The organism is Flavobacterium sp. ST-158, from assembly GCF_058309975.1.
The window spans coordinates 114,644-135,640 of record NZ_JBZEEN010000003.1 but is presented as its reverse complement, the minus strand read 5'-3'; the positions used below and the strand labels follow the sequence as shown (position 1 = coordinate 135,640).

General features: G+C 35.9%; 16 protein-coding genes. 4 read left to right on the top strand and 12 right to left on the bottom strand.

The genetic code is table 11. The features are described 5' to 3' along the window. The first annotated feature begins 7 nt into the window (after positions 1-7). The 3 genes from AC4FRF_RS06370 to AC4FRF_RS06360 are packed head-to-tail and all read left to right on the top strand — an operon-like array spanning position 8 to position 3,298. Positions 8-1,048, top strand: a complete 1,041-nt coding sequence (locus tag AC4FRF_RS06370) for a glycoside hydrolase family 43 protein (protein ID WP_491158654.1) — start codon at positions 8-10, stop codon at positions 1,046-1,048. A 31-nt stretch (positions 1,049-1,079) separates the two neighbouring features. Continuing rightward, positions 1,080-2,261, top strand: coding sequence for an aldose epimerase family protein (locus AC4FRF_RS06365; protein WP_491158653.1), 1,182 nt, complete (start codon positions 1,080-1,082; stop codon positions 2,259-2,261). Between the two features lie 23 nt (positions 2,262-2,284). Then, on the top strand, positions 2,285-3,298 hold the full coding sequence (locus tag AC4FRF_RS06360; protein ID WP_491158652.1) for a glycoside hydrolase family 43 protein: 1,014 nt from the start codon (positions 2,285-2,287) through the stop codon (positions 3,296-3,298). 439 nt (positions 3,299-3,737) lie between these two features. Here AC4FRF_RS06360 and AC4FRF_RS06355 read toward each other — a convergent pair whose 3' ends face one another. Further along, positions 3,738-4,388 (bottom strand): sugar-binding protein, encoded by a 651-nt coding sequence (locus AC4FRF_RS06355; RefSeq protein WP_491158651.1) that lies wholly within the window; start codon positions 4,386-4,388, stop codon positions 3,738-3,740. Between the two features lie 323 nt (positions 4,389-4,711). Here AC4FRF_RS06355 and glmM point away from each other — a divergent pair, with 323 nt between their 5' ends. After that, complete coding sequence (gene glmM / locus AC4FRF_RS06350) at positions 4,712-6,085, top strand: phosphoglucosamine mutase (RefSeq protein ID WP_491158650.1); 1,374 nt, start codon at positions 4,712-4,714, stop codon at positions 6,083-6,085. Between the two features lie 249 nt (positions 6,086-6,334). Here the strand turns inward: glmM and AC4FRF_RS06345 are convergent, their stop codons facing one another. The 11 genes from AC4FRF_RS06345 to AC4FRF_RS06295 form a co-directional block, all read right to left on the bottom strand. Next, the gene (locus tag AC4FRF_RS06345) at positions 6,335-7,123 is read right to left on the bottom strand and encodes a gluconate 5-dehydrogenase (protein WP_491158649.1); all 789 of its coding nucleotides are present in this window, start codon (positions 7,121-7,123) and stop codon (positions 6,335-6,337) included. 35 nt (positions 7,124-7,158) lie between these two features. Next, positions 7,159-8,289 carry a BT3233 family polysaccharide utilization protein gene (locus AC4FRF_RS06340; protein WP_491158648.1) on the bottom strand — a complete coding sequence of 377 codons (1,131 nt, stop codon included), beginning with the start codon at positions 8,287-8,289 and terminating at the stop codon, positions 7,159-7,161. Between the two features lie 89 nt (positions 8,290-8,378). Further along, positions 8,379-9,161, bottom strand: a complete 783-nt coding sequence (locus AC4FRF_RS06335; RefSeq protein WP_491158647.1) for an SDR family NAD(P)-dependent oxidoreductase — start codon at positions 9,159-9,161, stop codon at positions 8,379-8,381. 71 nt (positions 9,162-9,232) lie between these two features. After that, on the bottom strand, positions 9,233-9,868 hold the full coding sequence (locus AC4FRF_RS06330; protein ID WP_491158646.1) for a response regulator transcription factor: 636 nt from the start codon (positions 9,866-9,868) through the stop codon (positions 9,233-9,235). A gap of 295 nt (positions 9,869-10,163) precedes the next feature. Next, positions 10,164-11,078: an alpha/beta hydrolase gene (locus tag AC4FRF_RS06325; protein ID WP_491158645.1), complete on the bottom strand. Its 915-nt coding sequence runs from the start codon at positions 11,076-11,078 to the stop codon at positions 10,164-10,166. A gap of 228 nt (positions 11,079-11,306) precedes the next feature. Next, positions 11,307-11,441 carry a hypothetical protein gene (locus AC4FRF_RS06320; RefSeq protein WP_491158644.1) on the bottom strand — a complete coding sequence of 45 codons (135 nt, stop codon included), beginning with the start codon at positions 11,439-11,441 and terminating at the stop codon, positions 11,307-11,309. 28 nt (positions 11,442-11,469) lie between these two features. After that, entirely contained in the window at positions 11,470-13,779 is a 2,310-nt protein-coding gene (locus AC4FRF_RS06315; protein ID WP_491158643.1) for a glycoside hydrolase family 3 N-terminal domain-containing protein, read from the bottom strand. Between the two features lie 50 nt (positions 13,780-13,829). Next, positions 13,830-16,148 (bottom strand): GH92 family glycosyl hydrolase, encoded by a 2,319-nt coding sequence (locus AC4FRF_RS06310; protein ID WP_491158642.1) that lies wholly within the window; start codon positions 16,146-16,148, stop codon positions 13,830-13,832. Between the two features lie 96 nt (positions 16,149-16,244). Beyond that, a complete protein-coding gene (locus AC4FRF_RS06305; RefSeq protein ID WP_491158641.1) occupies positions 16,245-17,681 on the bottom strand; it encodes a sialate O-acetylesterase in 1,437 nt (478 codons plus the stop codon). Between the two features lie 90 nt (positions 17,682-17,771). Next, positions 17,772-19,355 carry a DUF4955 domain-containing protein gene (locus AC4FRF_RS06300; RefSeq protein ID WP_491158640.1) on the bottom strand — a complete coding sequence of 528 codons (1,584 nt, stop codon included), beginning with the start codon at positions 19,353-19,355 and terminating at the stop codon, positions 17,772-17,774. 369 nt (positions 19,356-19,724) lie between these two features. Beyond that, entirely contained in the window at positions 19,725-20,942 is a 1,218-nt protein-coding gene (locus AC4FRF_RS06295) for a glycoside hydrolase family 88 protein (RefSeq protein WP_491158639.1), read from the bottom strand. Positions 20,943-20,997 lie beyond the last annotated feature (55 nt).

The following is a 20,997-nucleotide window of genomic DNA, read 5'->3' as shown; positions in this document are numbered from 1 at the left end:
TATTATTATGAAAAAATATTTAATTCTCATTGTACTTATAATTGCTTCAGGTTGTAACTCGGAAACCTATTCGCAAAAAGAAACCTTTACCAATCCTATTTTGCCATCTGGGGCAGATCCTTACAGCACCTATTACAAAGGCTATTATTATTATACTCATACCTTGCAAAATCGCCTAGTTTTGTGGAAAACAAAAAATCTGGCTGATTTAAAAAATGCCGAAAGCAAAACCATTTGGACAGCTCCAAAAAATACAGACTATTCCGCAGACATTTGGGCACCGGAATTTCATATCATTGACGGTAAATGGTACGTATATTTTGCCGCAGACAATGGAGACAATGCCACTCACAGAATGTATGTCTTAGAAAACAAATCGGAAGATCCTTTTAAAGGAACATGGGAATTTAAAGGAAAAATTGCTGCAAAAACAGATAAATGGGCTATTGACGGAAATGTTTTTAGTTACAAAAATAGCCTTTACATGATTTGGGCTGGATGGGAAGGCGACACTAACGGACAGCAGAATATCTACATCGCCAAAATGAAAAACCCTTATGAAATAGAAGGAGATCGAGTTTTGATTTCTTCCCCAACATACGATTGGGAAACACACGGTGCTTTAAACGACCCGAATAATCCTCCTCAAGTCAATGTCAATGAAGGACCACAGTATTTAATGCACAATAACAAAGTGTTTATCGTGTATTCTGCCAGTGGATGTTGGACTGATTTTTATGCTTTGGGTTTATTACATTTTCAAGGAAACGGGGATTTACTAGACGCTTCTTCTTGGAAAAAATCAGAGAAACCATTATTCCAACAATCCGTAAAAAACCAAGTTTTTGCTCCTGGACACAATTCGTTTTTCAAATCTCCAAACGGGAAAGAAGACTGGATTTTATATCACGCCAACTCAAATCCTGGTGAAGGATGCGGGAATAAAAGAGCGCCAAGAATGCAAAAAATAAACTGGGATTCGAATGGATTTCCAGTATTTGGAGAGCCTGTTAGTGAAGGAACAAAATTAGAAATTCCTGCCGAATAGTTTTTCTGTTAAACGATATAAAATTAAACGAATGAAAAAAATTCAGATATACGCATTACTTATTTTTGCTGTATTTCAGGTTTCATGTAAAGAAAACAATAGAAACAACTCAAATAAGAAAGGAATCAATCAAAAAACAGCTTCAGATTCAACACAAAATATTTTAAAAGCTAAAAATTTTGAAGAAGTAATAGACAGCAAACACACCCATTTATATTGGATTGAGAATAATGGTTTAAAAGCTGCTTTCACAAACTATGGAGGACGATTAGTAGGCTTGTGGTTAGCCGATAAAAACGGAAAACTTACAGATGTCGTGGTTAGTATGAACAGCGTTAGCGGATTTCAAAAATCGACAGAACCCTATTTTGGAGCTACCATCGGCAGAGTTGGAAACCGAATCGCTAAAGGAAAATTTACCTTGGAAGGAAAAAAATATACTGTTCCTTTAAATAATGGAGAAAATGCACTACACGGCGGAAAAAAAGGTTTTCAGGATGTGGTTTGGAATGCGAAAAAAACTAACGAACATACTTTAGTTTTAACCTACACTTCTCCCGATATGGAACAAGGATTTCCGGGAAAATTAGAAGTAAAAGTAACCTATTCCATTACGGCTGATAAAACCTTAAAAATGGAATATGAAGCCTCCACAGATAAGACTACGATTGTTAATTTGACCAATCATGCCTTTTTTAATTTGAACGGAGAAGGTAGTGGAACTATTTTGAATCATGAATTACAATTGTTTGCTAATAAATACACTCCAGTTGATGCCGGTTTAATTCCAACAGGAAAATTAGAAAATGTGACCCAAACTCCTTTCGATTTTATTGAAAAACATACTATCGGGGAACGCATCGAGATGGCTAATGAGCAATTAAAATTCGGAAAAGGATACGATCATAATTTTGTCCTAAACGGAAACATCAAAAAAGGGATGAACCATGCTGCAAGCATTACCGGAGACCAATCGGGGATTTCTATGGACATTTACACTACCGAACCTGGGATTCAGTTTTACAGCGGGAATTTTATGCAGGGTAAAAACACTTTCAAATCTGGGGCAAAGGATAATTTCAGAACAGCTTTCGCACTGGAAACACAGCATTTTCCGGATGCACCGAATCAGCCTAATTTCCCTTCCATAACTTTAAAACCGGGACAGAAATACCAGACGGTTTCTTATTACCAATTTTCGATCCACAAATAAAAACGAATACAAAACCAACTCAAATGAAAAAAAAATTTATACTCCTATTTTTAGGGCTAAGCCTAAATTCCTGTTCCCAACAAAAAGACGAAGAAGTAACTACAACAGTTCCTCCTACTCCAACACCAGTGTTAAAAGATGTTTTTTTGGCTGACCCAACTATATTCTATAATGAAGGAACTTATTATTTATATGGAACAACAACAGGAAACACTCCACTAAACGGGGAAGGATTTCAAGTTTATACCTCGACCGATCAAAAAAATTGGAAAGGCCCCGTTGGTGCTCAGGGAGGTCTTGCCCTGAAAAAAGGAGATGCTTATGGTTCACAAGGATTTTGGGCACCTCAAATACTGAAATACAATAATCAGTTTTACATGATGTATACTGCTAATGAAAATATTGCAGTGGCAACAAGCAATAGCCCGCTTGGTCCTTTCAGAAATACTTCTAAAGAACCATTGGCTGCATCTGTTAAACAAATTGACCCCTTTGTTTTTATAGATGATGATGGAAAAAAATATCTGTATCATGTTAGACTTACCAATGGAAACCGAATTTTTGTAGCCGAATTAAATGACGATTTATTGAGTATTAAAACTGAAACGCTTACAGAATGTATCGCCGCAGAACTGCAATGGGAAAACACCCAAAATGTAAACTGGCCAGTTGCTGAAGGCCCTACAGTATTGAAAAAAGACGGTTTGTATTATTTAATTTATTCGGCAAATGATTTTAGAAATCCTGAATATGCGGTTGGATATGCGACCAGTAAAAGTCCTTTGGGACCTTGGGAAAAATCAACAGCGAATCCTATAATTTCACGAAATTTATTAAAAATAAATGGTCCAGGTCACGGTGACTTATTTTTAGACAAAGACAACCAATGGCAGTATGTACTTCATACCCATTACAGCATTACAAATGAAGCCCCAAGAAAGGCAGCAATCATTGAAATGAATTTTATTCAAAAAGAAAATGAATTGCAATTAGAAGCAAAAAAGGATAGTTTTCGATTTTTGAAAACCAATCAATAATAGTGCTAAAACTCTATTTTAGCTGTTAGATGATCTATTTGACATCCCTAATATCAGCTTATTTTATTCAATTTATCGTCAAGATATGAATAATCCTTGAGGTACCAGAAACAAAAAAGAAGCCGTCTCAAAAAAAATTGAGACGTTTTTTTAATCACTTTCTTTGCAAATTTCTTTAAAACTAGTCGGTTATTAATTAAAAAACCTTCATTATCAATATTTTATATATAACTCCATAAATCTTCTATCAGGGTCAGTATTTTAACTTTGTTGGTTTTAATTAATTATCCATTCTTCTCATATATATCTTATTTACGGTAATGATAATATATTCTAAAACGGGATTTTGTTAGCAAAAAAATATGAAAATATTTTTTTTACTAAATCGTTTTAGTATTTTTACAGCTTATTATACCAATCACTTTATATGGAATAAAAATTAAGTCATTAAATGGAATACCCCAAAAGAAGATTTTATATGAAAGTTTGGGGTTTCTGTTTCAGGATTAATCCAGGTAATCCAGGTAGGTTCAAAATTGATATTATCTTCCGAATTGTATTTTGCCCTAAATACCCCTGTTTCAATTGTATTTTCTTTAATCAATTGAAATTTATTTAAAGAAGCTATACTAATGGCTCCTTCAACGGTAAAACTAACATCATTTTTTGATGATTTAACCATAATATCATCCTTTGGCCAATTCCAGTTAAAATCGAATTTTTTATCCGGATAGGCTATAAAATCCATTATTCTGGCCTGAGTATCTATTTCTAAGCAATAGTATGGATTTAGTGAATCATTGGGTCTGAAAAAAAGTTCAACCCTGTCAGAATTATTGATACTGTCAACACTATTGTCTTTTTTTTCAATATGGATTTTAGAATCAAAAACTGTAAAACAAAAAAAGAAATTCACTCCATCCCACAACGCCCTAAATTCAATTTTTGAAGGCTCCTTTGTATCCCAGGGAGAAATAAATTGAGTTAAAACTTCTGCTTTACTCCAGGCAGCTCCCTCCCCTTTTCCTGTAATTTCTAATTCAGTTCTTTCAATCAGATTGACTTTGTAAACATTATTTTCTCTTTCCATACAATTGTGTATTGTGAATCTAATAGGACTCTTTTTATTTCAAATACAAATATAGTGTGCTCGAGAACATTTTTAATACATTTTCTTGTTTTTTTTATACTGTATAGCTACTTTTGCCTTTCAAAAGAGAATACAAGCTTAAAAAACAACAACACAAACAACTGTTTTACAAATATTTAAACCTAAAACCGATTCAAATTACACATCTGTTTTAGACAATTCTATTTTTCTATAAAGCTTAAAACTTCAAATCAACTCTTTAGTTTGGATTTCATCTTAAATAAGAAAGAAATAACAATAATTTTTAATAAAAATAATAAACTATGACTCTAATAAAATCCATCTCAGGAATAAGAGGAACCATTGGCGGTAATCCAGGAAATGCATTAACCCCAAATGACATTGTATCTTTCACAGCAGCTTTTGGTTTCTGGCTAAAATCAAATGATACTACAACAAAAAAAATAGTAATTGGACGTGATGCCCGAATTTCAGGAGAAATCGTTTCAAAGATTGTATGTGGCACACTGCAATCGATGGGTCTGGATGTTGTTGATTTAGGATTATCAACGACGCCAACAGTAGAAATGGCAGTGGTTGCCGAAAAAGCACTAGGCGGTATCATCCTGACAGCCAGCCACAATCCTAAGGAATGGAATGCCTTAAAACTACTAAATGAAAAAGGTGAATTTATTTCGGCCAAAGACATAATGACTATATTAGAAAGCATTGAGTCTGAAAATTATCAATATACCGATGTAGACCATTTAGGTAGTTACACCATTAACAATGATTATTTCAACTATCATATTGAAGCAATCAAAGCTTTACCGTTAATAAATACCGAAGCCATTAAGAAAAGAAAATTCAAGGTAATTATTGATGCCGTTAATTCTACCGGAGGAATTGCAGTTCCTTTATTATTGGAAAGTTTAGGTGTAGATCAGGTTGAATTAGTGAATTGCGAACCTAAAGGCCAATTTGCACACAACCCGGAACCCCTTACCGAAAATTTAACCGATTTAATCAACAAAATGAAGGAAGGCAATTTTGATATTGGTATTGCAGTAGATCCGGATGTTGACCGATTGGTTGTAATCTGCGAAAGTGGTGAACCTTTTAATGAGGAATATACCTTAGTGGCCGTTTCAGATTATATCTTATCACATCAAAAAGGGAATACGGTTTCTAACTTATCTTCAACCCGTGCTTTAAAAGATATTACCGAAGCAAGAGGCGGAGAATACCATACAGCCGCTGTGGGTGAAGTAAATGTTGTTGAAAAAATGAAGGAAGTCAACGCCATAATTGGTGGAGAAGGAAACGGTGGAATAATATATCCTGAACTACATTATGGCAGGGATGCTTTGGTTGGAATTGGGTTTTTATTAAGTTATATGGCAGAAGCTAATCTTTCGTTGTCTGCATTAAAAGAAAAATTCCCGTTGTATTTTATGTTCAAACACAAAATCGATCTTCCTGAAAATTTAGCAATGGATTCGATTTTAGAAAAAGTAAAAGAAAAATACGCTGACTGTCCAATTATTACCATAGACGGAATCAAAATTGAAATGGAGAACAGTTGGGTTCATCTAAGAAAGTCAAATACAGAAGCTATTTTGCGTGTTTATTCAGAAGCTAACACTTATGAGCAAGCTAAGGCAATTGCGTTAGAAATTAGCGATTTAGTAGTTTAATGCATTAATTAAAAATCCGTTGGATGCTAATTAAATTATTACTTCCAACGGATTTTTAGGTTTAATATGTAACTGACTAAAACGAATTAGACTGCTCAATACTGCATTTGAGAAAAACATTCATAACTGAGGATATCAAATCTATTAATGGAATAAATTACCAAAATATATAATAGTCTGCTTTGATTCTAAAAAAAATCTGCCAACATTGTTTTTTAAACAATATCAGCAGAAAATTTTAATTATTTATTATTCGTTTGATGGTTTTCCAATGGTTGCAAGGATTCCTCCATCTACATAAAGGATGTGTCCATTTACAAAATCACTTGCTTTTGAAGATAAAAAGATGGCGGCACCTTGTAAATCTTCAGGATCTCCCCAACGATTTGCCGGTGTTCTGCTGATAATAAAATCATTAAATGGGTGTCCGTCCACTCTAATTGGCGCTGTTTGGCTGGTTGCGAAATACCCCGGACCAATACCGTTAGTTTGAATGTTGAATTTAGCCCATTCTGTTGCCATGTTTTTGGTAAGCATTTTCAAACCTCCTTTTGCAGCAGCGTATGCACTTACGGAGTCTCTTCCCAATTCACTCATCATAGAACAAATATTGATGATTTTTCCTCCTCCACGTTGAATCATTCCTTTAGCAACATTTTTGGAAACGATAAATGGACTGATTAAATCTACATTGATTACTGCAGCAAAATCTTTAACTTCCATTTCGATAATTGGTGTTCTTTTAATAATTCCGGCATTATTGATTAAGATATCAATTGGAGCTACTTCGGCTTCGATTTTGTTTATCGCTGCAATCACAGCAGCTTCGTCAGTCACATCAAATACATATCCGTAAGCTTCAATTCCTTCCGATTTATATTCTGCTATGGCTTTGTCTATGTTTTCCTGCGAAAGATCGTTTACTACAATTTTTGCTCCGGCGTGACCAAGTCCTTTAGCCATAGCCATTCCCAAACCATGAACCCCTCCTGTAATGAGAGCTGTTTTCCCTGTTAAATCAAATAAATTTACTGACATTTTTTATAAGTGTTTTAGTTATTAATTTTTTATTGCTATTTGACCTTTACGATTAAAGGGCTTTTTATTTGCTGATAAAAATGATCTAAATAATTGAACCATTGTTTTGCATCAGTAATTTTCCCTGCTTTATCCCACGCAGCTCCGGTATAATACACTATCGGCTCGTTATTTTTTGTTTCAGTTATGGCTAATATTTGATTGTTTTCTACCAACATTTTTTTGACAGGGGTACTCAATATACCTCCCACTCCGGTTGTACCATCTTGCCCATGAACAGGCTCCCAATATCCCAAAATACCTTGTTGTTCATTTAGTGAAAGTACTCCACTTTCAGGGCGCTTGCTTATTCCAACTGCAACCGGCAATGCTTTGCTATCTGCATAAGTGTAAACATTTTCTATTCGGTTCAATTGTGAACCTGCATCTAATGAAATGGTTTTGATACAAGAAACTCTAATACCGGATGCATCCCAACTGTCATATTCTAATTTAAAAGTAGAACGCAACGGACCATTATCCAATAATTTCCATCGATGGTAATTTCCGGAATAATAAACACTGTCTTTAATATAAGGTGCCATACTTCCAGCTCCTAATGTGTATCCAACCTTATAATAATCCAATCCATCTCCATGATCCGTATGATACTCCCCTATTTTATAACGTTCATTTATAACCATTTTATCGGTACGTTTTACCCAAACGTCCAATCCATAAGCATCATCTCTTGTTTTTTCAAGCGCCTTACCATAGGCCCTGAATGCAATACGGTCATTTTCCCAGGCAAAATCATCCATTCTTTCAGGGACATAACGTGCATAGGTTTTGGTTTGAAATGCAATTGGTTTTCCTTTTTGTATTGAAAGACTAAGTTTTCCTTTGGCTTTGACATTTACCTGCACCAATAAATTTTGGATAGTCGAAAGTCCTTTGTGTTCCAATTGATAAGGAATTTGCTTATTGGTCGATAAATTGATCACAACAAAATTTGTAGTGTCTATTTGAGGATAATGAGATACAATTGTTTCCCATTTGATAGCCACAACAGCTTCCTTTCTTTCCAAATCCAAATTATTTTGTATTTCAATAATTTTCTTTGTTTGGGACAAAAGCAGTAATGGTAAAAAAAGAAAAAATAAATAAATGTACTTGGTGTATTTCATTGGAATAGTTATTAGGTTTAATTCTGATATTTTATTTCTACTGATATTGCTTTTAAAAAACACTATCAGCAGAAAATTTTAATAATTTATTATTCATTAGAAGGTTTTTCAATGTTTGCAAGGATTCCTCCATCTACATAAAGCATATGCCCATTTACAAAGTCACTTGCTTTTGATGACAAGAAAATTGCTACATCCTGTAAATCTTTAGAATCTTCCCAACGATTTTCTTGTGTTTTACTAATAGTAAATTCATTGGATGGAAGTCCGTCCACACTAATCGGAGCTGTTTTGCTGCTTACGAAAGAACTGGTACCAATACCATTAATTTGAATGTTAAATTTAGCCCATTCTGTGACCATATTTTTGGTCAACATTTTCAAATCTCTTTTTGCAGCAGCATGAGCACTTACAGAATATCTACCCAATTCACTCATCATAGAACAAATATTGATCACTTTTCCTCCTCCGCGTTCAATCATTCCTTTGACAACATTTTTCGAAACGATAAAAGGACTTATTAAATCCAAATTGATTCCTATTGTAAAATCTTTTACTTCCATTTCAATAATTGAAGTTCTTTTGATGATTCCGGTATTATTGATTAAAATATCAATTGGAGCTACTTCAACTTCTATTTTATTTATGTTGGCAATTACGGCAGCCTCATCGGTCACGTCAAATACATATCCGTAAACTTCAATTCCTATCGATTTGTATTTAGCTATAGCTCTATCTAATTCCTGTTGTGAAAGACCATTTATTACAATTTTAGCACCAGAACGACCAAGTCCTTTAGCCATAGCCATTCCCAGACCATGAACCCCTGCTGTAATGAAAGCTGTTTTTCCTGTTAAATCAAATAAATTCATTGTTTCTTTTTTTTAAATCATTATTAACCAGTTAGCTGTAATTATATCTTGAAAGGGTTTAAAAAAGATGATTAGTCAGAGTGTAATTTTTTAAATAATTCAGCTAATTCAATAATATTGGTTATACGAGCTTTTTTAAAAATATTTAGTTTGTGTGTACTTACCGTTGTCATTTTAATGTCAAGCTCATTCGCAATCTCAAGGTTACCATATCCTTTCACAAGAAGTGCAGCAATTTCAAATTCACGCTGGGTAAGTTCCTCCAAAGGATTACTATATTCTTTCTTATTTTGAAAAAAGGAGATAAACTTATCCAGAATATCGGCTGATATGTATATTCCAACTTCCAACACAGCTTTTACGGCTTTCACGATTGTATCGCTTTCACTAAGCTTATTCAGATAGCCATTGGCACCAGCTTGTATGTAACGAAAAGCATACGCATCCTCCTCGTGAACAGAAAAAATCAATATTTTCACATCTTTTTGTAATTCCCTTAAATCGGCTATCATATCGTGTTTTTTTCCACCGGGTAAATTAATATCTAATATTACCAAATCAAAAAAACTCTTTTCCAATTTAGCGATTGCATCAGGAAAATCATTAGCTTCAAAAACTTCAATTCTGTCTATTTCGTTTTCCAATAAAAATGACATTCCAGATCTTACAATAAAATGGTCATCGACAATCAGTATTTTTTTAATCATATTTAAAATTAAACCTCTTGGCTATAATTAAATTTAGTTATTAAAACCTATAATTTATATAGTTCAGATTGATCTGTTTTATCATTTCAAGGAACAAGAAATTGCATTTTATGAATTCATTTATTTTGATCCTCCTCAGACTGAAATGACAAAATAACTGACATTACTCTTTTCCGATAATTGCAGCAAACGGCTATTATCTTAATTAAATTCTCTATTTATAACAAAACCATCTTTTGTTTTTTATCCCCTTGCATTTATTTCTGTAACTTTTTTTCTAATGCAATCCTGATAGTTAAAGACGACTATCAATAAGAAATCCACTCAGCCAGCCCTTCAAACGTTCCATCCATTTGTCGTTTGTTGTCTTATTGTACATACCAAAACCATGACCGCCCTTCGGATACAAATGCATTTCAGCAGTTACTTTGTTCTTGATACAGGCCTGATAATAACGGATGCTGTTCTCTACCGGCACAACTTCATCATCCCCGGAGTGTACCAAAAAGGAAGGTGGAGTTTGGGCTGTTACCTGTAATTCGTTTGAATAATTTTTTATCTGAGCTGCCGAAGCTTTTGCTCCAACTAAATTATTTCTGGATCCCTGATGTGTAATCGCGCTGTCAAAACTGATAACCGGATAAATCAATATTGCAAAATCAGGACGAACAGAAGTTGTGTCTTTGACTGTTACATCAACATTTGATTCAAAATGTGTTGCAGCAGTTGAAGCCAAGTGCCCGCCTGCTGAAAATCCCATAATGCCTATTTTGTTTTTATCCAAACCCCATTCGGCTGCTTTCGAACGAACCAATCGAATGGCTTGTTGTGCATCCATTAACGGTGCAGTGCTGCGGTCTATATTACTTCTATCATCAGGCAAACGGTATTTCAACACAAAAACAGTAACTCCCCATTTGTTCATTTCTTCTGCTACCCGTGTACCCTCTAAATCAATAGCCAAAATCCCATAGCCACCACCCGGACAAACAATTACAGACATGCCGTTAGGGTTTTCTGCTTTGTAAAGGCTAAGTGTTGGCACACTCACATTAGAAATGCGTGTTACATCGTCCAGCATTGCCGAACTTTCTATATTGGGAGTAGGTTTCGAATTAGGAATTGTGCCTTTGTATAAAGGTATTTCCTGCTGAGCCTGTGCTGCCGTAATTGTCATAATTAATAAATTGATTAATGTTGAGAACTTCATAAAATGTTTGTTTTTAATTCATTTTAATTTCCAATAGACAATACTTTTTCATCATACCGAATCCTTTTGATAATTTCACTCAACGGCTTATTTTTTGTCTAAAACAAAACCATCTTTTGTTTTTTTAAGCCATTGCTCCAAAGAAGGTTGCATTTTTTTTACAACTGACAAATCCGGACTGTAAATATTTTTCAATTCAAAAGGATCAGCTTTTAAATCATATAACACCTATTCGCCCTTGCCTTGATAGTATTGAGCATAGCTTTTCCCATCAATGGCTTTAGGTGTTTTGTCTTTCATTCCCATTAATTCCACAAGAGTCGGATAAATATCCGGAAGGCTTTCCAGGAATGTATTATCCATTCTTGGCTGGATATGCCCTTTCCAAAATCTATTTTTTGGATACTAATGTGAATTTGTTTGTAACACCATCCACACTATTTCCTCCAACAAATATTTCAAAATCTCCGGCATCTACTTTTGGTTTCAAATTCTCATCCAAATAATTTAAATCGGATGAATTTAATGTAAAAGTTACCGTTTGCGTCCCTCCGGCAGGAATGCTTACACGCTGGAATGCTCTTAATTGTCTAGGAGCTTGGGTAATATGCTTGGTATGCAGATTGGTAAAATACAACTGCACTATTTCATCGCCATCTCTGCTGCCTGTATTGGTAATATTTACAGACAATTCTATCTTTTCGTCCATTGAAAATTTATCCTTTGCAAATTTGATAGCTCCATATTGAAATGTGGTATAAGACAATCCGAAACCGAAAGGATATAAACAGTAATACCTGTCTTTTGAAACAATTCCATTAACTTTAGTCTCAGGATACTCCGCAACACTTCCTTCCCTTCCATAAGGACGGGTAATTTGGGTCAATGGAATCTGTCCTGTATGTCTTGGTATAGTAACGGTAGTTTTACCGGAAGGATTAACTTTCCCTGCCAGTATTTCAGCCAGTGCATTACCTCCTTCTTCCCCTGCAGGAAACATCATCATAACTGCATCCACCTTATCGAGCCAATTCAGCATGGTTACAGGTCGGCTATCATTCAACACGACGATCACAGGTTTTCCCAAACTGCTTATTGTTTTAATCAACTCTTCTTGAACTCCCATCAAATTCAAATCAATTCGGTCTTGTGATTCACCACCGGTAACACTATATTGCCCTCCCATCACCAACACCGCGATATCGGATTGCTTAGCTATAGTAACCGCTTCTTCAAACCCTGTTGTATCTGTACCGGTAAGCGTACAACCTTTTGCATAACGGATAGTGGCTGTCGAACCAAAAAGATTTTTTATCCCATCCAGCGGGCTAACGCCAGGCACTCCGGCTGATGAATATCCACCCAATTGAACCACATTGGCATTTGGTCCTATAACAGCAATATTCTTAACCGATGTTGCGATTGGCAATACATTGTTTTTGTTTTTCAGCAATACAATACTTTCCTCTGCCGCTTTTTTGGCCAAAGCCCTAAATTCAGGGGCATTACATAATTTGGTAGCCTGAGTGGTATCTTCAATATACGGATGCTCAAATAGCCCCATCTCAAATTTTACACGCAAAATACGTTTTACACTTTCATCAATTACCGATTGGTCAATATTTCCTTTTTTAACTTCATCTATCAATTCAACATAGGCTTTGTATCTAGGCAAATCCACATCCAAACCTGCCTTGGCACATATCACCGCAGCCTCTCCTTTTGATTCGGCTATTTTGTGCATCCCCATGGTATGTACTACTCCACTCCAATCCGACACGGTAAACCCTGAAAATCCCCATTCTTTTCTCAATATATCCGTAAGCAGCCATTTATTGGCATGACACGGTACTCCATCAATAGCGTTATAAGCTGCCATTAAGGATTTTGCTTTGGCTTCGGTTACTGCCGCTTTGTAAGGAACCAAATGGATTTCCCTTAGTTCTCTTTCACTTAACGAAACATTAGCCGCATCCAACCCATTGGCAGGTACAAAATTTGCGGCAAAGTGTTTTGGCGTACAGATTACACCATTTTGCTGTACATTCTTGATAAATTCAACTGCAAAACGAGAAGCCAGGAAAGGATCTTCCCCATACGTTTCTTCCATTCTCCCGTGACGCGGATCCCTTGCCAAATCAAGCACCGGGCTCAACGCCTGTCTAATACCTCTGCTGTAGGCTTCTTTTCCGATAGCGTCTGTTATTTTTTTCATCAGTGGTAAGTCCCATGTACAAGAGAGCGCAATAGACTGAGGGTAAGTAGTGGCGCCAAAGCCTTTGACACCGTGCAAAGCCTCATCATTAATAAGCGTAGGAATACCCAATCTTGTTTCTTCTACAGCCACTTTTTGAATTTCATTGACTGTTTTAACTCCTTTCGCGGCATCCATATCGGTTGTAGGGCAACTAATATGACCCGTACCGTGTGTTTTCATCTGTTGACGAATATAATCGATTGAATACACCCCACTGCTTTTGAATATCTCGTCTCCGTCACCCAAACGCAAGGCACACATTTGATATACTTTTTCTTCGAGGGTCATTCGTGCAATTAAATCATTTACACGCTTCTCAACCGATAAAGCGGGGTTTTTATAAGGCAAAATTTTGCCTTCAGGTTTTGTTTGCGCAGTAATTACTCCGCTAAAAAGCAAAGAAACAATTACTGTTGATATTGGAGTTGATGATAAAAATTTCATTTTTTCGTTTTGTTTTTAATTCATTATCTATATAATTATGATGGTGTTTTTTATTTGCCAACCCCCCAATTTTTATTAGGCAAAGGTCCCATTTCAAACACCAACTTACCACCGTTAACGATATCCTTAAACTTGATTTTTGGTTGCGTCAGAGGTTTGCCATTTAGCGTCGCTGATTGAATGTAAATATTCTCTTTTGAGTTGTTCTGAGCCTCCATAACAAATTCTTTTCCCTTGTAAAACTTTGGATCAAACTGAACGGTAACTTTGTTGAACAACGGGCTGGTAAGATCAAGTTCAGGTTCTGTTTCTGTACCACCACGCATCTCAAATAATCCCATAGCACTCATTACGAACCAGCCCCCCATTTGACCTTCGTCTTCATCGCCTTCCCAAGCCTGGTAAGGTGTAGCTCCATAAAAGGTTTCCATAATTTCACGAGTCCATTTTTGGGCTAACCAAGGCTTACCGGAATAATTGAATAAAAATGCAGGTTGCATATTAATCTCGTTTCCATGGTTAATATAAAACTCTTGTCGGCTACCGGTATTACGATCTAAAGCGTGTGCCGCAAATTTATGTTCCACCGATTTTTCAAAGCCTTCTTCTAATCGTTTATTAAACAAATCTTTCCCCATCAAACCAATAAGCCCATCTGCATCATGAGGTACATAAAAGGAATATTCCCATCCGTTCCCCTCTACAAAAGATTTGTTTAAAAACTCATCGTAATTCTGTATCCATTTGCCTGTTGAATCTTTTGGAACGACAAATTTCAGATCGTTATTAAATACATTTCGATAATTCTGAGAACGTTTTATGAAATAATTATAGTCGGCTTTTCGTCCCATTTTTTTTGCTAATTGAGCCACACAATAGTCGTCAAATGAATAATCCAATGCCTTATTAGTATTACCAACTTCATAGGGAACATAGCCATACTTCATGTATTCTTTTAGCCTTGGATTTCCTGCTCTACCTCCGTAAATATTAACCCCATTATGCATCATCATAAATTTGGAAGCTTCAAAAACTTTTTCAATAATAGCCTTGTCCTTGATAATTCCTTTCTGTATAGCTGCTACCATCAGCGCTATTTCATGTGAACCTTCCATAATACCTGAATATTCAAGTCCTGTTGGGCCTTTGCCAGTCCAGCCTGTATGCTCAAACAACTCCAGTTGAGAGCCTACCCAATTTTTCATAATATCAGGAGCTATAAGGCTTAGAACTCCATTGCTATTCCAAAACGAATTCCAAAACGCATCACCTCCATATATATCCTTGCAATACTTGACGGTTTGAACGTTTTCGGCAGGGTCAACATACTTTCCATTTACATCATTCCAGGTTTGCTTGGCAGCAAAGACACGATATAAATTGGTATAAAATTTTATCTTATCGGTTTCTGACCCGCCTTCAACTTTAATGGTTGAAAGGAGCTTGTTCCAAACATCTTCAGCATTTTTCTTTACCGCTTCAATGTTCCAGCCAAACGGTTCCATTTCTGTTTTTAAATTTAACCTAGCTTGTTCAATACTTACCAGCGAAATACCTGATCTCACATTAACTTGATCCCCTTTTTTAGTCTTGTAAGTAACAAATGCACCTATATCTCCACTACCTGCAATCTCACTGCAATTAGCCGTTAATTTTTTTCCAAGCCAGCCATTGAAAGTTTGAAATGGCTTATCAAATTGAAGAACAAAACATAACTTGTAATCATTAAAGACCCCGGTAACTGTTTCAGCATAGCCCTCAATTTCGGTATCGGATACTTTGGTTATTTTAGCGTTCTTCACATTAAATGCATATTCGGCAGGAAACAGCAAATCAATAAGAATTCTTGATTCCTTTTTCTGCGGAAATGTATAGCGTTGCAATCCACAACGGGTTGTAACCGCCATTTCGGCATTCACTTCATGATCGTATAAATACACCGAATAATAACCTGGGGAAGCTTTTTCTGTTTTTTTCTCTATTCTTGAATGATACCCTGCCCTTCCACCTTTATAGGGTGAGTCAGTTGGTTCATCGGAAAAAACTAAATCCGTGGTAGTAGGCATAATTCGTAATCCCCCCATAGTCCAAGCATGAAGATGACTAAAACCATCTACACTATTTATGGCATACTCATAACCAGACATCCAGTTATTAGCATCCTGTTTTACACCCTGATTGTCTGGTCCTAATTGAATCATTCCGTAAGGAACAGTTGCATAGGGACCGAGCATCCAACGTGAATTTGATGTCCCCAAAAACACATCTACATAATCAACTGGCTGTTTGGTTTTTGTTTGTCCACAAAGAACCGTATGCATCACTAGCAATAGCAATAGTAAACGATAAGAATGACATGAAAATTTCATAATGTTATATTGCTTTTTTTTATAATTAAATTAGAATTAATATGGGAAACTCCCAACTCTTTATCTCCCTCCTTTTAATCTAAGATTGGTTGATTATTACCAATCATCAGTCCTAAAACTGCTGGCAGGAAACCCTTCAGTATTGAACAAGTCACCTACCACAAAATCTTTAAACGCATAGCGCACAGCTACGGGATTAGCAACCTCTGGAGCGGATACCTCTAGTTTTCCCTTAGAGATTACCGCTTTTGCAGGGTAAAAAACTTTATCGGCTCCGGCAATTTCAAAATAGCTTAATGGCTTTCCGTAAGAAGTTAAACCGTTGGGCGTATTGCTGAATTGCACAGTAGCCACATTACCGGCAAAGCTTACTGATTCATACATTGGAGAGGCATAAGGAAACCCTTTTAAACCATAGGTTTTAGCCAGTGCCATATAAGCCAGCCTCTTTCCCACCGTTTCTTTATCCCAGGGATGGATGAAATTTTCTGTACCAATATCCATTGTCACGGCCATACCACTGTTGGGAATTACTGCCAAAGCTTTTCGCTGGGCATCTCTCAAATAGGCTGAATTTAGGTTGGGAGTAGCTTCAGCAGGTTTATAATGTTTGTAAGGGGCAATCTGAACATAATAAAACGGAAGATTGTCGTCATTTGATTTTGTTCTCAGCATTTGCACAAAAGCAGGAAACAAGGTCTCGTATTGTTTCGGACGTGTTTGGTTACTTTCACCTTGGTACCAGATACAGCCTTTGATGGTATAGCCCAGAAAAAGATGCATCATTCCATTATAGACTGTAGTGGCATTCTGATTAGTAATTTTTTGTGAAGTATCTGTTTTAGAAGGAAAAGAGGTAATATCAGGGAATGGCTTCAATGCTTCTTCATCCATAAAACTTTCTACGGGAGTACCTCCATAGCTATTGCATACCAGTCCAATTGGCACTTTTAATTTCGCATACAATAATCTCCCAAAGTAATAAGCTGTAGCACTAAAGTTGGTAACCGATTCGGGTTCAGATTCGTTCCATGTTGCCTTAGCTGAATCATCCTGAGCGGCTCTCTGAACTGATCTTGGCACGGTGTACAACCGGATTTTGTCATTGGCCGAATTAAAAATGGCATCGCTGGCACCAAGAATAGGCTGATCCTTGAAACCTTTCATTTGCATTTCCATATTACTTTGTCCGCTGCAAAGCCATACTTCGCCTATCAAAACATTTTTAATCGTAACGCTATGGTTGGCTTCACTTATTTTTATTTCAAAAGGACCTCCTGCTGCAGGAGTGGTAACGTTTGCTTTCCATTTTCCGTTGGAATCGGCAGTAACGGTAACCTTCTTTTTATTCCAGGATGTAACAAGGCTAACTTGGGCTCCTGCGGTACTCCAGCCCCAAATCAAGGGATGCGATTGTTGCTGCAACACCATATTGTCCGAAAACAAATACGGAAGTTTAATGGCACTATAAGCTGTACTTCCAAAGGAAATAAAGCAAATTAGATAAATAATTACTTGTTTATTAAGTTTCATAATTTTGGTTATTTTGAAATTAGTTATTCAATTTGAAATATTTTAAATGCTGTTTAAAAACTATTCTGGACTAGTTTAAAATGTATTGAATTAATTCATTTCTCTAATCCATTTGGGTAATTTACCCAACCTCAATTTTAATTGAGCTTCATACAAAGAAGCAGGTTCAACTGCAGTACCTATGGATTCGGACTGTCCGACTTGCTCCATTTTAAAAGTGGTTCCCTTACTTGTGAAACCAACAATTACCGGATTTGGAATTCTCCACCATTCAGACACCGCATTCGTTGGCCAAAATTCAAAATCGTTGAAAGGTTCATTGGTTTGTTTATAATTCCATAAAACCAAACCCTGCATGTGATTGGGCATGTTTTCCATAGCACCACCGGCACGACCATTCATCAAACCGCCTTCGACACCGTCAAGCAAGGTGTTTCTCGGTTGGCTCGAATGGGACTCAAAACAAGTTGTTGCGGGATAGGTACATTTCCAAATTACGGTATTCATTGATCCATTGGAAGAACCAAAAGAATGCCATTGCGAAGCCTCGTCAACACAATTGGCAATCAGCACATTGGTAGAGCCGTTGGAATTTATGGCCTGATGGCCTGCATTACCATCAATTTTACAGTTTACGACCGTGATATTGGCACTCTGACCAATGGTTGTCGCAACACTGCAATTGGTAAAGCGGCAATTTTTCATCCATGAATTAGTGGTTTTCCTTATATTCAGCATGGTATAACCACTATCGTCTTTCCAGGAACGGTGATGCTCAAATTTTTCTTTCCAATTCCCCACAAACGCAATATCTTCTATCCCAACCTCTTCGCTATTGGCAAATTTATAGACTTCCCAAGTATATTTCGGGTCAATCGCATAGGCAATGGGCGCATTAAGCGTAAGCATTCCCTCCTTTATTTTTTTAATCTGATAAAAAACCTTGACACTTATTCCTTTTTCTAAAAGGTTTTTCCACTCCGCTTCTACTTTATTATTTTTTAATTCTGATGCAATTAAATCTTTATTGTTATCCAATAATTTCAGCACAATCCAATCGCCTTCTGCCAAACCTTCGGTGGTATTGACCTGAATAGTTAAATCACCAACAGAAGCAGCTGCAGTAAGCTGTCCAATTTTTTTATCAGAACCCGAATTCGTAAAAACAAATAATGGCGGAACGGTCCACATTTGGGAAGGATTTGCCGGCGGAAGATTGTTTTTCATAAACAACTCCGTTCCTTCTGGACCAGAACCACTTCCTCTGAAAATGATATGCCCACTTTTGGAAATAATGGAATTTTCACCATCTCCTTCTTCATTAACCAAAAATCGTCCTTTTGGAAAAAAAACAATACCTGAACCGTTTTTATTGGCCGCATCAATGGCTAATTGTATCGCTGTTTTATCCGAAATATCATCATTTGGTTTGGCACCAAAATCGGTAACATCAAAATATTTATAATCGGTGATATTGGGGATTTTCTTTTCGCCCTGATGATAACCTACATAAGAGAAATCAGGCAGGATACTTCTGTCTTTTTTATAATCTTCAAATATTTTGGCTTGCTTCTGGGCAGAAACCGTTGTTATAGTAAACAGATTCAAAAGAAGGATTAATCCCTTTTGAATCTGTTTATTATTGGAATGGTATATTTTAATTGATTCTAACATGATATTAAACAATATTTTTATTTAATTATTAAATTAATTCTTCAATTTAATCTTCACACACATTAATCCATTAATTTTCCAAAAGACTTTGATTTTTTCATTATAAAACATTTTCAAATTTACCTAGATGCCTTTTTTTTTTAAGCGTAAAATCTTCCTTTTTTATACTATAATCTTCCTTTTTTAAGTAAAATTATCTTTTAAAGTTATTACCTAACAAGTGTTTTGTAAACTTTTACTTGTATAACAAAATAATAAACACATAGAACACCGATTTTGAAGTTGTTTTTAAATTAAATCTACATCTAATTTTTTATAAACTAAAAAACTATGTTTCTATGTGTTTCGAATTTACAACTTACCCCCAAGTTATAAATACCAATTTTTGTATCTCAATAACGCTTCCAGGAAATAATAGTCAGCATAAGTCAACGGAACATCAATTTCTCCGTTATGCGGAATCGAACCTACGCTGTGCATCAACAAATAACCTCCATTTGTTCCTAATTGAGCTCTGTATTTTGGACTCGATAATGATTTCAAAATGGTCTTGGCAACATCTACATAATTTTTCTTTTCCTTTCCCGAAGTGTATTGTCCCAGTTCCAATAATGCTGATGCATAAATCGAAGCTGCTGATGCATCGCGCAAAGTACTTGGAGTTATAGGTGCATCAAAATCCCAATATGGCACCTTATCGGCCGGTAATTTTGGGTTATTCAGTATAAATTTAGCAATTCCCTTTGCTTGTTTTAAATAAGCAGGATTTTTTGTAAAACGGTACATCATAGTGTAACCGTACAATGCCCATCCCTGTCCCCTACTCCACGCACTTTCATCAGCATATCCCTGAGCGGTAACTTTCTTAAGAACTTCACCCGTTTTTAGATTATAATCTAAAACATGGTAACTGCTGAAATCCGGTCTGAAATGATTCTTTATCGTCGTATTGGCATGATTTTCTGCTATGTCTGCAAAAGTCTTATCGGTACTGTTTTTACTCGCCCATGCCAACATTTCAAGGTTCATCATGTTGTCAATGATAACCGGACCTACAAAACCTTTTCCGTTTCGCAATCCATCATCGCTCACTTCCCATGACTGAATCACTTTGGCATCGGGACGGTAACGGGTTGCCAATGATTTAGATGATTGAAGAATCACTTTTTTGTATTCCTCGTTCTTTGTCAATCGATAAGCATTTCCAAAACTGCAATACATCATAAAACCTAAATCATGGTTTTTAGTGTAATATTTTACCGTATCCAATATCGCTAATCGTTTTTTAGCTTCTTCCAGGATCAATGGTTTTTTAGTATATTCATAGATATACAAAAGTGTTCCCGGATAAAAACCGCTGCACCACCAATAAACATTAGAATTCACATTGCGATTCTTCTCGAAAGTTTTAGGCATCGAATCTGAAGGTGTTGCCTTTTCTAAATATTGATATTGCTTTGCCGCAAATTCAAAATTATCACGGATCAGTTTTTTCATGGCAAAACGATCCTTGCTATTATCTTTTTGGGCAAAAACAGTTAAGCTACAAAAAGATAATAGTACTAAATAGCACTTTATAGATTTCATGATTTTTCTTATGTAATAAAAAAGTTGGTAAAAATGAAGTAAAGTATTTTTACCA

Excerpts from the sequence above, each read along its gene's own strand:
- AC4FRF_RS06370 (WP_491158654.1), top strand. The coding sequence starts at position 8 with ATGAAAAAATATTTAATTCTCATTGTACTTATAATTGCTTCAGGTTGT.
- AC4FRF_RS06325 (WP_491158645.1), bottom strand. The coding sequence starts at position 11,078 with ATGAAGTTCTCAACATTAATCAATTTATTAATTATGACAATTACGGCA.
- AC4FRF_RS06305 (WP_491158641.1), bottom strand. The coding sequence starts at position 17,681 with ATGAAACTTAATAAACAAGTAATTATTTATCTAATTTGCTTTATTTCC.
- AC4FRF_RS06315 (WP_491158643.1), bottom strand. The coding sequence starts at position 13,779 with ATGAAATTTTTATCATCAACTCCAATATCAACAGTAATTGTTTCTTTG.
- AC4FRF_RS06320 (WP_491158644.1), bottom strand. The coding sequence starts at position 11,441 with ATGGATAATACATTCCTGGAAAGCCTTCCGGATATTTATCCGACTCTT.
- AC4FRF_RS06360 (WP_491158652.1), top strand. The coding sequence starts at position 2,285 with ATGAAAAAAAAATTTATACTCCTATTTTTAGGGCTAAGCCTAAATTCC.
- AC4FRF_RS06310 (WP_491158642.1), bottom strand. The coding sequence starts at position 16,148 with ATGAAATTTTCATGTCATTCTTATCGTTTACTATTGCTATTGCTAGTG.
- AC4FRF_RS06335 (WP_491158647.1), bottom strand. The coding sequence starts at position 9,161 with ATGAATTTATTTGATTTAACAGGAAAAACAGCTTTCATTACAGCAGGG.
- AC4FRF_RS06330 (WP_491158646.1), bottom strand. The coding sequence starts at position 9,868 with ATGATTAAAAAAATACTGATTGTCGATGACCATTTTATTGTAAGATCT.
- AC4FRF_RS06295 (WP_491158639.1), bottom strand. The coding sequence starts at position 20,942 with ATGAAATCTATAAAGTGCTATTTAGTACTATTATCTTTTTGTAGCTTA.
- AC4FRF_RS06345 (WP_491158649.1), bottom strand. The coding sequence starts at position 7,123 with ATGTCAGTAAATTTATTTGATTTAACAGGGAAAACAGCTCTCATTACA.
- AC4FRF_RS06300 (WP_491158640.1), bottom strand. The coding sequence starts at position 19,355 with ATGTTAGAATCAATTAAAATATACCATTCCAATAATAAACAGATTCAA.
- glmM (WP_491158650.1), top strand. The coding sequence starts at position 4,712 with ATGACTCTAATAAAATCCATCTCAGGAATAAGAGGAACCATTGGCGGT.
- AC4FRF_RS06340 (WP_491158648.1), bottom strand. The coding sequence starts at position 8,289 with ATGAAATACACCAAGTACATTTATTTATTTTTTCTTTTTTTACCATTA.
- AC4FRF_RS06365 (WP_491158653.1), top strand. The coding sequence starts at position 1,080 with ATGAAAAAAATTCAGATATACGCATTACTTATTTTTGCTGTATTTCAG.
- AC4FRF_RS06355 (WP_491158651.1), bottom strand. The coding sequence starts at position 4,388 with ATGGAAAGAGAAAATAATGTTTACAAAGTCAATCTGATTGAAAGAACT.